The organism is Hathewaya limosa, from assembly GCF_030815255.1.
GTDB classification, from domain to species: Bacteria; Bacillota; Clostridia; order Clostridiales; family Clostridiaceae; genus Hathewaya; species Hathewaya limosa.
In genome coordinates this window covers 1-12,209 of record NZ_JAUSWN010000023.1, presented here as the reverse complement: position 1 = coordinate 12,209, position 12,209 = coordinate 1, and the positions used below count along the sequence as shown (strand labels likewise).

Below are 12,209 nucleotides of genomic sequence, written 5' to 3'. Positions count from 1 at the left end.
TTATAATTTTAAAGAAATTGGTTATCTATTTTCTCATTAAAATCCGGTCTTTTAAGACCACTTTCAAAAGTATAATCATAATCTATAAGTGGAATTTGTAAATATTTATTTACTTCTATATTCCTTAATACACATGCATTTTTATTTGCAATTTCAAATTCATAAGTTGGTATACTTACCATAAAATTTCTGATTTCATTTTTAGCTAGTAATCTTTCGTTAAAATCCTTAGACTCCTTTACTATATTTAATTGCTCTTCAATCTCATTTCTATATTCTTCATAAATACAGTATGGTATAATATCAGTATTTTGTATGTCTCTTAAACTAATATTCTTTTTATCGGTTTCATAAGCTAACACATTTTTGGTTTTATTAATAACTTCTTTTATTTTATTAAAATAATTTTTATCTTTTAAATTTTCTACGGAATAAACATGTTCTACTAGTTTCATTTTATCTTCTTCATCTATTTCTTTGCCATTGCAGTTATGATCCACATATTTTAAAAGCGCATTTTTAGATAAATCAAATATATCTTTATCTATAATTGAATTATCACTATTACTTATACCTGAAGGATATTTATTTTTTCCAGTATATACATAAATATTAGTATAATTTTTAATTAGCTCACGATTTCTATAAACTCTTCCCATCCTTTGTAAAAGGCCAGATATATCAGAAAGCTCTGTATACAAAACATCGAAATCAATATCTAAGCTAGCCTCTACTACTTGAGTTGTAACCCAAATTCCTGTATCCTTTGTTTCTAAATTACCTATTCTTAAAATTTCTTCTTCTTTATCCATTCTATGCATTTTTATAAATCTACTATGAAATAAATTTATATTTGTACCATCTTTAATATTTTGTTTAAGTTCATTATAAATTCTTTGTGCTTGTTTCACTGTATTTACAATTACAAGAACTTTTTTATTTTTGTAATTTTCTAAAATGTGGTTAGTATTAATATCCTCTTCTATTACTTGCATCTTATGTCTTAATTGACTCTTTTCTTTATTCTCTTTATAGAATGGTTCTGGTTTATTATATTTAATTTTTAACATATCCAAAAAATATAGAAATACTGGTGGAAGTGTAGCTGTTACTATAGTAAATTTTCCTCCCATATCAGTAATATGTTTTAATGCTACTATTAGAAAGGCTACCATTTCTGGGGAATACATTTGTATCTCATCAATAACAAGTTTTGAATAAGAAAGAGTTGCTAATTTTAATTCATATCCTTCATACTTAAATATAAAGTCTACTAGTTGATCTAAAGTGCATACTGTAATAGGAAGCGATAATTGTTTTGTTCTATCTAAATGGTCTCGATCAATCTCATTATTATTCCTTTTCAAATATTCTGAAGAAGTATCCGAATGAAGCATTCCTGTTTTTTCCTTAGAAAATTGAATTTTTTCTATAATTCTATCAAAAATAGCATTTATAGATACTCTTAATGGTAGTGTAAAAAAACCTTTATTATTACCTATCCAAAATAAAGCTGCTTCTGTTTTTCCTATTCCAGTAGATGCTCTAATTATATTATTATCATCTTGATGGTTAATCATATACTCCTGTAACTTATTAGGTTTAAAACCTTTATTTTTAAAAAATTGCTCTGTTTTTTCAAATAAATCTTCATTTTTTAGTTCTATATCAATATCTGCACTAGCTGAATAATCAATTTTATTTAGCAATCCTTTTGTCATAATATATTTTTTAATAGTTTCTTCTGAATCTTTATCAACATCTGGTATTCGTCTTTTAATATATCTAATAAAAGAATCATTTAAATTTTCTATTTTTCCTATATCTTCATATTCAAAATCATTAAGATACTTAGATAAATCTTTATCTACTATAACTTGCAATTCATCATGATTATCTAACTTTTCTCTATTATGATGAAAATATATACTTTGATACAAAATTTTCATTTCATCTTTGGAATACTTTTTTCTTAGTTTATCCTCATCTAAAAAAGCTGGACTTAAATATCCGTGTGGTATTTCTTCTATTTCACTGAATTCATCTTGCAATTCTTCTAAAAACTCTCTATCTTTCTCTTCTTTTTTCATTTCTTCTTCATTAAGTCTTTTTATTATTTTATTTTGAAATTTAGTATTAATTTTTCCTAGGTCATGATAGAGACAAGCTGTTTCAAGTATGTCCCAATCCAAATTTTGAATATCTCCATATAGATTCTTTAATTTTTTAAAATTCTTATGAAGTTTATCTGTATGTTCTATTATAGTTTCTCTATTCTTAGTTTTAGCTAAAAACAAATTTTTCAAAAAATCACCCCTAAAATTTTAAAATAAAAGATAGAGGCATAATCCCCTATCCTTTGTAAGCTAAGCAAGAAATAAAATATTGTTAAATTCATCTATAAATGTATTTGTTCCTTTATAAATCGAATCTCTATTAGCTATACCATGAATAACCTTGACCTTTTCCCAATCTCTTATTTCCGTACCTTTTTTTATTGTAATCTTAGTATACTTTTTATTTAAATTATAAATAGTAGCTTTAGATTCAAAATCTTCTTCATCAAAACATGTAATTGGTATATATGCATCATACTTTAAAGATGTATCTATCTTTAATTCATCTTGTCTAATTTCAACAATCTTTACTTTCTCAATCCTTGCGATATCCTCTCTTCTCCCTAAAGATATATATTCTTGTGGATTTTTTAAATTTTCATATATAATAGGTATTAAACTTTCATCTTTAGGTCTTATATGCAGCAATAGTTCTACATCTACTAAAAGTTCACAAGTAGAAACTCCCCTCATAGCCCCATAAAATTTGTCTTTTTTTTCATCGTCTCTTAATTTAATATTATGTCTTCCATTTTCAAAACTAGCTCCTGCAAATTCATATCTTGTATATAGATCATTTATCCTTGAATGATGCTTTCCTTGAATACTAATATCCATTTCTTTGTATTCCTCAAATCCACATGCCGAATGTATCATTCCTATAACTGTAGAATATGGTGGTAAAGGATATGTTTCTTTAAGTTGAAAGCTTGTAGGTTTTTTGTAATTAACTAAATTTTGAGTTAATTTAAGCATTATAGCCTTCATTTTATCACCTACTTATTTTGCTTATAATATTCTTCTACTTTATCTTCAAGCTTTTTAAAGAAATCACTCATAGTACAAGACTCTAATTCTTCCTTAATCTTAGTATCATTTTGAAAAATACCTTCTATTAAACCACAAAATGTATTTTCTTTAATAGATTCATCAAGTTCTAATACATTCTTTATTGTTTCTACAACTATTTTATTGTCTTTTACTTTTAATTTATTTTCAAAGAAAGGATTTTTAATATCATATACCCCACCTATTGCAAAAATAGGTGATAAATTTTCACGTCTTCCTTTTATATCTCTATACAAGAATTTTAAGGTCTTAAGAAAATTTTTTATTCTTTCTGTTTTTTCTTCATTTGAAATTTCTATATTATCATTTTTATCAATTCCAACTTTGTCCAAATCTATAGCTATTGTATATGCATAATAAGATTTATGAATTTCACTTTGTGCTATATTACCACCATCTTTAATATCTTTACCTTGTTCATTATATCTATCTAAAAGTCCTTTATTAGTTAAAAAATCCAAATCAGCATTAAAGCTTTCAAGAGAAATTGCATTAGACAACCTAACTACAGCTGAACGTGTTTTAGCAGGTTTTTTTGTTTTCATATAGCCAAATAAATCAACTTCTGCATAATCTTTAATTGTAGCTTCTGGTGCGAATTGAATAACTGAGCCATCAACATCTAATGGAGTATTATTAGTTCCCATTTGCTCTATTATGTTATATCTAATAGCTTGCCTTGATATATAAGAATAACTTTCCCCACTACCTCTTGAAACTTTTTTTAGAGCTGTAACATTCCCTACTCCTTCTCCGTAGTTTCCACTTTCTGCTTCAAAAATAAAACTTGCTGTTAATCCTTTTCTATTCACCTATAATATCCTCCTTATTTTCATTTTTACTCTTTCCATCTCCACTTTGAATTCCCAATAAAAATGCATACCCTATAGTTTGAAAATCTTCTTTATCCTTTAAAGCTTCTACAAAAGTTGAAGGGATTGATTTATTCAAATACATATAGGAATTAAATAAAGTATCCATAAATCTAGCTACATTTTTAGTTTTTAATGCATTCAATAATCTATAAGAAATACCACCTAATTTATTTTCAGCTTTCTTTTCTTCATAAGCTTTTCTTAGATAATATCCATAACTTCTACAATTATCTATTAATTTATCTTCAATTTTAATATTACTCATTTCTCCTCCTCCTCTTAATAAATCTTTATTCATTTTAAGAATCATATCTACATATCTCATATTTTTAAAACTACCATTTAAATTTAAATAACTTAACTTATATATAAGATCAAATAAGTTATGTCCATTATATAATCTATTTAAAACCTCAGTATATAAATTTAAATATTCATCTTTAGAAATTTTTATATGAACTTTTATCATAGATTTTAATTTTTCTTTATGTTTGTTTATAACCTTTAACTTATCTTTTGATAAAATATTAAAAGTATATGGTCTTCTTTCATTTTGTGAATCTAATTTAACAACCTGAATATTATCTACCTCTTTTTTCGTTTGCTCTATGGCCCCTTGCTCCATATTATCAACTAATGAAAAATAGCTAATATCCTCTAATTGTTCTATGGTAGAAACATTATCTAAAGATTGATTGTTTATGTTTATTAAAGTATTTACACCTGAATTTTCATTAATAAATAAACCTTTTCCCTTTAAAACTGTAAATCCAGCTGGAATACAAGAGTATACTAAATTACAAATGGGACATATATAAGAATCTCCATTAAAGTTCCAAAAGTGAGAAGACTTTCTTGACATATCCACTCCCATTTTATTTATCCAAGCAAGTTCATATGCAATTGGTTTAGATAACTTAGAAAGTGTATTTTCACAAGTAAAACAATGATATTTATCCTTACTTTTATCTAAATTTAAGTAATTCATTACACTATTAATGAAATATTCTTTATATTCGCAATACATATCGCTATTACTTTTAGAAGTATGTAAGAAACTTACCCCTTCCCAAAAATTATCTATAATATCATATATAACGTTTTTTGTTAATATATATCGTTTTACTTTGTCTCTTTCTAAATATTCTATTATATCTTTTATTACATTAATTGTTAGTTTTACTTTTTCATTAACTTCAGTATCCTCTAAAGTTTGCTTTTTAGTTAAGTTAATTTTCTTTAATTCTTTTTCCATCTTTAAAACATCTAGTGAATCATCTTCTGACAATTTATATGCACTTTTATAACTATTAAGCTTTAATTTATATTTTATATACTCTATATATTTATTTATCTTCTCTATCTGTTCTTTAGACAAATTTTCTATATCTAAATTTTCTATATAACCCTGAAATTCTACTATTTTATACCAAGATGTAAATTTTAAATACTTATCTATAAAATAGTTAAAATATTTTTCTTCAAAATTTTCTAACTGGCTAGAGTCAATTTCTATACACTGATTATTAATTTTTTGAAACTCCCCATCACTATGCTGAATAATATTAACTAGTCCTACTATACCAGCATTATAAAGCCAATCTGATAATTCTAATTTTATGCTGCTCATATTTATTTTTCACCTCCCTACTCTATAAATTCAAGCATACCAAATCCTTGTCCACGCTTAAATCCAATTCCAAGCATATAAATATCTTGTAAATCACTCACATCTCCACATAGTTCAAATATTCCTGAGTAACTATTAACGTAACAATAAATTTTATTTGTTTTTTCTCTAAATCCTCTTATATTCTCCTTAACAACCTTCTTTTTCATCTTTATAGGCTTAAATTTAAGAGACTCTTTTAATCCAGTACCTCTATACCCCTTTAAACTTTCATTTGTTATATAATTTAATTCTTTTTCATAGTTTTCGTCTTCAATAGACACTGGATTATTATTTTTATCTTTTATATACATAGGTGATAAAGTATTAAAAACTACTCTATTTTTATTAATATTCTTTTCCTTAATTAAATTTATTTTCACTTTATTAATAGAAAAATCTTTATACTTAAATTCTTTTAAACTTAGTAATCCATTATATACTTTAAGTATAAATTCATAATCTGGCGAACTTATATTTAAAATAACTTTATCTTGTATTTTAAAGATACTTCCTTCTTTTTCAAAACCTTTCATGTAGACTGAAAAGCAAAAATTTTTAGGCTTTTTATTATTTTTTTCATTATTATATTTATATACTTTCTCATAATATTCTTTATCTGTTTTATTTAAGCATTCCTTAATAAGACTTACAAACATCATTTGATACGCTTCTGGAATTTGTTTTGTTCTATATATACAACTCAATCTCATTGCTTTCACCTCCTTATATTTATAATTATACCCTCTAATGTGGAAGTATGTTGTCACATTTAAAAATTATTTGTATAATTTTTGTGTATTTTCAATTTCCTCTTGTATCCATTCTCTTAATTCTTTAGGCTCTATAACATAAGCACTACTACCCATTGATAGAATCCAACTTCTTACTTCTGTTATTCCTTTAACTTTAGCTTTAAAAATTATATAAGAATTATTTTTCTCGTTCACCTTCTCTATTATTTGGTTATCAACCCACTTTCTTTCTTGAACTGCTTTAGCTATTGGATATTTTATCTTTATCTTAATTTCCATCTCTTTATCACTAAAAATTCCAAATCTATTACTCATATATTTTTTATAATCAAATTCTTTATCTTCATCAAACTTTTCTTTTAAAATTTCGTATTCTTCTACCCTTGATAACTTAAATTGCCTAATTTCTTTTCTATATTCACAATAGGCTAAAATATAAGTAGCCCCTTCATATTGAAAAATTTCATATGGTCGTATAACTCTTTCTTTTGCAATATTATTCGCATTAATATATTTTATCTTAATTTTATTTTTAGAAACTATAGCAGAATTTAAATTTATACATAAATTCTTTTCTTTCATAAAATCATAATTCAATGTATTGCCTTTAACAAAATAAGTGTTTTCAGTATCTGATTTTTCATATTCTTTCTTAGCTACTCTAATTTTATCTAATATTAATTCATATTCTTTATTGAATACAAAATTATTCTTTTTTAAACATTCCCTTGCCATAAATAAAATTTTATATTCTTGCTCATTTAAATCTAAACCTAATAAATACTCCTTAGAAAGCAACTTATAACCACCATATTTACCTTTAGTAGATTCTATAAAAATACGAGCTTTTTCTAATTCCTCTCTGTAAGTTCTTATACTTCTCTCATCTACTTCTAAAAGATCTGCAAGTTCTCTAATCTTCATTTTACCCCTACTGTTAAGTAAAATAAGCATATTTATAGCATTAGAAACTTTACTCATAAAAACTATTCTCCTTTCTGTCTAATAATAACTTTATAAAGTAACTTAAATCCTTAAGTTACTTTATTTTAACAAATTATTTCTGTATTCCTTAACTATTTTACTAACATAACTAGGACTTACTCCAAATTTTCTAGCTACATAAGAAAAATTATCACACTTTAAGGCATAATTTAAAATTTGTTTTCTTTTTTCATCACTTATTTTTTTAGGCATTATATATCATCCTTTTGCATTTAAATTATTAATGGTACTATATAATACAATAATATCATCTTATATAGTTTTATCAACTTTTAATTACTTTTGATAAACTTTGACTAAAGATAATATTATATGTTTTTTCTTTATATCTAGCTTTTTCTCATTTTTCCACATAGTTAATATAAAAAAGTTTCTTTATTTTTTTTGCATTTAAATAATTAAATTTACATACCACTTAGTTAATATAATTTCCTGTTAAAAGTATACCATAATAATTAATTCTTAAACATAATTATATTTTGTAGAGCCAACATTTTCATTATTTATTTTTCACTCATCTCTACCTTATAATTATTTTTATTTCATCACTTTCATAAAAGACATCCTAAAAAAACAGGATGTCTTCTACTTTTACCTTAGATCAAATTACTTATTTTGTTTTAGAAGTTCATCGTATTCATTAAGTAATTGATCTAATTCTTGACTTAATGAAACAACTTCTTCATTTACAAGTTGATTTTCTTCATTTATTAACTTGTTTAATTTACTTCTAGTTTGTTCTATTTTATCTAATAATATCTGTTCTTTTAACATAATATCCCTCCTTTCTACTTTTACTTTATAGAAATTTGAGGAATATTACCTATAAAATTCATAAAAAAAAGAAATCACAATAAATGATTTCTTTTTTTACATATTATTCAATTTAAGTTAATGATTTTCATTATATAACTTATTCTAATTACAATAAATTGTTTTAATACTTATAAAACTATATTTATATTACTTTCTAAAATAAATATTATATAAAATTACCCTTACTCTTCTCTGTCCTTACCAGTTTTGTACACTATAAAATCTACTATGCTTATTCCTATAAAAAGCCCTACTATTCCTAAGAAAAATACCATATCGAAAAAAGGAGCTTTTGTTACTAAACTATAAATAAAACGGATAAATACTATGCCTAAAAAAACAATCAAATATTTCTTCATATACTTTTGCATTAGACAATCCCCCATATATTTTTGTTTTATGTATAAAAATTTTTCTGCTTAAACCGCCGCGTTTATCAATATTTAATCGTCAATTTATAATGTGTAATCATAGTAACTAAGTTATATTTCAATTATAACATTATATTCTAAATATAAGAATAAATTATTTTTATTTAGACCTATCCTTTTATTTACAAAGAAATGTTTATTGCCATCCTAACAACCTATTTTCTATTTCAGATAAGGTATATCCTCCATCACTTCCATCATAGGTCCTTTGAGGATAATTATTAAAATTAGCTTTTCTTGTATATAAAGAATTACTTATATAATCATTTAATTCCATATTTATTTCTTTTTGATTTAGATAAGATTCAAACTTATGTCCAAAAAGAGTTTCTGGTCTTAAGTATTTAACCATATGGGCATTATTCTCCCACTCCCCAACTTTTTTATCTATAACAACTTTAAAATCCTCTTCACTAAATCCCTCTTCTAACCTTTTTTTAATCAAAACTTGAGTATTTTTAGTGCTTACTTTATACTTAGTTCCTGCCATTTTATTTAGATAATCCACAATATTTATTATTATATCTTTTAGTAGATTATTATCTCTTAAAGATGAGTCTTTTAAAGAGTAATTCTTTGCTCCGTTATTTTCACCATAAGGGTATGGTGTTTTTACCTTAGGGGCTACGGTATTTTCAACGGACCCCTCAGGTATTTTTACCATATGATCATTTAATCCGTCTTGAATATTCTCTATACTACAACTTGTCTTTTCTTCATCTTCAGTACGGATTTCTTTACATTTAATATTATCATTTATACCCACATTTTCATCACTATTATCCTGTTCTTCATATGACACTGTTTCTTCTTTACCTTCAATATTATTATCATCTACATTTTCTTCTATTAATTCTGCATATCTCTCTCCTAAAGTATAAAATGAATAAGTACCTTTTTTTCTAATAGTCTTATGTTTTAAAATTCCACAATCAACCAAATTTCTAAGTTTTCTATAAATCCTATCTTTACTTATATTTAAAATAGGCAAACTTTCCTTTAAGCCCTCATATTTAATCCAGTAATAATTTTCCCCTTTTACTTCTTCCTTTTTCATCTTTCCAGTATCCTTAAAATCCACAAAATATCTTAGTATAAGTGCATCATGTAAAGAAAGTCCTAATTCTACTAATTTTCTTTGATTAAACCCTAAAATAGAATTTTTCATTTTAAATTCCTCCTAATTTAACTAATTATTTTATCTCCTACCTGTATATATGCAATTGAACAAGAAATTTTAAAATTTTTTTAAAGTTTTTCTAAAATACTTAGTTGTAAAAAGTCCGATTTAATCTTACTATATAAAATATAGGGTAAATATGAATATAGAAAACATAAAGGATGGTAAATATAATGGATAATGCTAACTTAAAAACTTCAATTTTAAATGCACATAACTTTAGATATGCTTGTAAGGAATTTGATTCTTCTAAAAAAATCTCTAAGGAAGATTTTAACTTTATTTTAGAAGTAGCTAGGTTGTCTCCTGCATCTTTCGGCTTTGAGCCTTGGAAATTCCTAGTTGTTGAAAATGAAATGTTAAAAGAAGAACTTCAACCTTTATGCTGGGGAGCTCAAAAACAACTATCTACATGTAGTCATTATGTAATAATACTTGCTAGAACTATAAATGACATGAAATACGATTCTGAATTTGTATTAGACTTTATGAAATCAGTTCAAAAACTTCCTGATAAAATCATTTCTATAAAGAGCAAATTTTATAAGAATTTTCAAGAAAATGATCTAAACTTACTAGAAAGTGATAGAGCTATGTTTGATTGGGCTTGTAAACAAACTTATATTGTTCTTGGAAATATGATGACTGCCGCTGCAGAAATAGGAATAGATTCATGTGCTATAGAGGGTTTCGACAAAACAAAAGTAGAAAAACTTTTAATAGATAAGGGAATTTTAGATACAAAGCATTTTGGAGTTTCTTGTATGGTTGCTTTAGGATATAGAAAAGATGATCCTAAACATGCCAAAACAAGACAATCTATGAATGATATAGTAGAATGGATATAATTTAGTCATAAAAAATATTATACTTTAAAATATAAAAACCTCTTTTAAGCAGAATAACAATGTCTTTATTTGTTATTCATTAACTTAAAGAGGTTTTAATCTTATAATCCCTACTAAAACTTATTTTATTATAAAAATTAACTTCTTAATTAACGAAAATATCAGGTGTGAATTCATCTAAATCACAATTTCCGTTAATCCCAGGTACTGTTCCCTTAGAGGAATATTGGAAACCAGCCCAATCCCTCCATATATTATTTCTACCAGGTGCTTGTACTCCATAATGAGCTATCCATAATGAATATTTTGAAAGACGAGAATCTAAGTTATTTAATGCAAAGTTTGTATAAGTATATACTACTCCATCATTACCTGAAAGTCTATTTAATTCTTGCATAAAAATTAAACATTGATTTGTTAATTCATTTTTACTCATTCCATTAGCTGATTCTACATCTAAAGCTAGTTTACAATTATATGACTTATTTTTAATTGTATTATAAAAATATCTTGCTTCTTCTATTCCTTTTCCTCTAAAGAAGTGGTAAAATCCTACGTTTAATCCATTTTCTTTAGCTTGTCTATAGTTTTGCTCCATATACTTATCTTTATAAGTACAGCCTTCTGTAGCTTTCATATAAACTACTTGTACCCCATTTTCTTTAACTTTCTTAAAGTCTATATTACTTTGCCAGTTAGAAACATCTATTCCTTTTAAATTATTAGGATTTCTACTTGGCATATCCCAACTTTCCTTAACTTTAAGAGCCTTTTCTACATCTTTAGAATAGTTTTTTATCCAATTTGCTACTGCATCATTGTATTGAACTGTTTTTATATCATTAAATTCGTTTTTAATAGCATTAACAGTATTATCATCCTTTTTATTACTATTTACTAAAGTAACTAACTTATTTATTTTTTCCTGTTGAACTTTATCTAGTTCTGAGGACCAAGTTCTTTTATACTGTGTTTCTATTACATCATTGATCATTTTCTTTGTTACATTAATATCTGCTTGTTTTTTAGTATTTTTAGCTTTGCTTAAGCAATTAAGTAGTTTTACGAAAATTGGTTGTTGTACTGAATCAACTTGTTTTGAAAATTCACCTATAGCCCATGTGATATTTTTAGGTAATTTACTTATAGCTTGTCTAGCATTTTTAACTGATTGTTGAGTTCTGACCTTTAGACATGTATTTGTTGCATCATACGCCTCTTTATAAAGGGTATTTATGTCTTTTGTGGCAGCAAAAGTTGAAATGCTAAATAAATTGATACTTAGTGTAAAAGCGACAAGGCTTCCTAATACTTTTTTTTTCATATAATTTCTCCCCCGTTTTCCTTCGTCGTTCTGTTAAGTTATATGAACATTGAACTATCTCATCCCTAGAGTTACAATAGTTTCACCACAAAATCATTATCCCCCTCGGAAAGGAGATTAG

12 protein-coding genes are annotated in these 12,209 nt (G+C 25.2%); 1 reads left to right on the top strand and 11 read right to left on the bottom strand.

Annotated features, from left to right (window positions below; translation table 11 throughout):
* Positions 1-8 precede the first annotated feature (8 nt).
* The 10 genes from cas3 to QOZ93_RS11610 form a co-directional block, all read right to left on the bottom strand.
* Positions 9-2,306 (bottom strand): CRISPR-associated helicase Cas3', encoded by a 2,298-nt coding sequence (gene cas3, locus QOZ93_RS11655; RefSeq protein ID WP_307356656.1) that lies wholly within the window; start codon positions 2,304-2,306, stop codon positions 9-11.
* 60 nt (positions 2,307-2,366) lie between these two features.
* The gene (cas5b, locus tag QOZ93_RS11650) at positions 2,367-3,104 is read right to left on the bottom strand and encodes a type I-B CRISPR-associated protein Cas5b (RefSeq protein ID WP_307356654.1); all 738 of its coding nucleotides are present in this window, start codon (positions 3,102-3,104) and stop codon (positions 2,367-2,369) included.
* A gap of 8 nt (positions 3,105-3,112) precedes the next feature.
* Positions 3,113-3,997 (bottom strand): type I-B CRISPR-associated protein Cas7/Cst2/DevR, encoded by an 885-nt coding sequence (cas7i, locus tag QOZ93_RS11645; RefSeq protein ID WP_307356652.1) that lies wholly within the window; start codon positions 3,995-3,997, stop codon positions 3,113-3,115.
* Complete coding sequence (cas8a1, locus tag QOZ93_RS11640) at positions 3,990-5,690, bottom strand: type I-B CRISPR-associated protein Cas8b1/Cst1 (RefSeq protein WP_307356650.1); 1,701 nt, start codon at positions 5,688-5,690, stop codon at positions 3,990-3,992. The genes cas7i and cas8a1 overlap by 8 nt, the downstream gene beginning before the upstream one ends.
* A gap of 17 nt (positions 5,691-5,707) precedes the next feature.
* On the bottom strand, positions 5,708-6,442 hold the full coding sequence (gene cas6, locus QOZ93_RS11635; protein WP_307356648.1) for a CRISPR-associated endoribonuclease Cas6: 735 nt from the start codon (positions 6,440-6,442) through the stop codon (positions 5,708-5,710).
* A gap of 66 nt (positions 6,443-6,508) precedes the next feature.
* A complete protein-coding gene (locus QOZ93_RS11630) occupies positions 6,509-7,465 on the bottom strand; it encodes a helix-turn-helix transcriptional regulator (protein WP_307356647.1) in 957 nt (318 codons plus the stop codon).
* Positions 7,466-7,528: 63 nt separating this feature from the next.
* Entirely contained in the window at positions 7,529-7,681 is a 153-nt protein-coding gene (locus QOZ93_RS11625; protein ID WP_307356645.1) for a helix-turn-helix domain-containing protein, read from the bottom strand.
* Between the two features lie 414 nt (positions 7,682-8,095).
* Positions 8,096-8,263, bottom strand: coding sequence for an aspartyl-phosphate phosphatase Spo0E family protein (locus QOZ93_RS11620; RefSeq protein WP_111942168.1), 168 nt, complete (start codon positions 8,261-8,263; stop codon positions 8,096-8,098).
* A gap of 224 nt (positions 8,264-8,487) precedes the next feature.
* On the bottom strand, positions 8,488-8,676 hold the full coding sequence (locus QOZ93_RS11615) for a hypothetical protein (RefSeq protein WP_111942166.1): 189 nt from the start codon (positions 8,674-8,676) through the stop codon (positions 8,488-8,490).
* Between the two features lie 196 nt (positions 8,677-8,872).
* The gene (locus QOZ93_RS11610) at positions 8,873-9,904 is read right to left on the bottom strand and encodes a conserved phage C-terminal domain-containing protein (RefSeq protein WP_307356643.1); all 1,032 of its coding nucleotides are present in this window, start codon (positions 9,902-9,904) and stop codon (positions 8,873-8,875) included.
* 185 nt (positions 9,905-10,089) lie between these two features.
* On the opposite strand from QOZ93_RS11610, the gene QOZ93_RS11605 reads away from it, so the two are divergent.
* The gene (locus QOZ93_RS11605; protein ID WP_307356642.1) at positions 10,090-10,764 is read left to right on the top strand and encodes an NAD(P)H-dependent oxidoreductase; all 675 of its coding nucleotides are present in this window, start codon (positions 10,090-10,092) and stop codon (positions 10,762-10,764) included.
* 145 nt (positions 10,765-10,909) lie between these two features.
* On the opposite strand, the gene QOZ93_RS11600 is transcribed toward QOZ93_RS11605, so the two are convergent.
* Positions 10,910-12,088: a GH25 family lysozyme gene (locus tag QOZ93_RS11600; protein ID WP_307356640.1), complete on the bottom strand. Its 1,179-nt coding sequence runs from the start codon at positions 12,086-12,088 to the stop codon at positions 10,910-10,912.
* Positions 12,089-12,209: the final 121 nt, after the last annotated feature.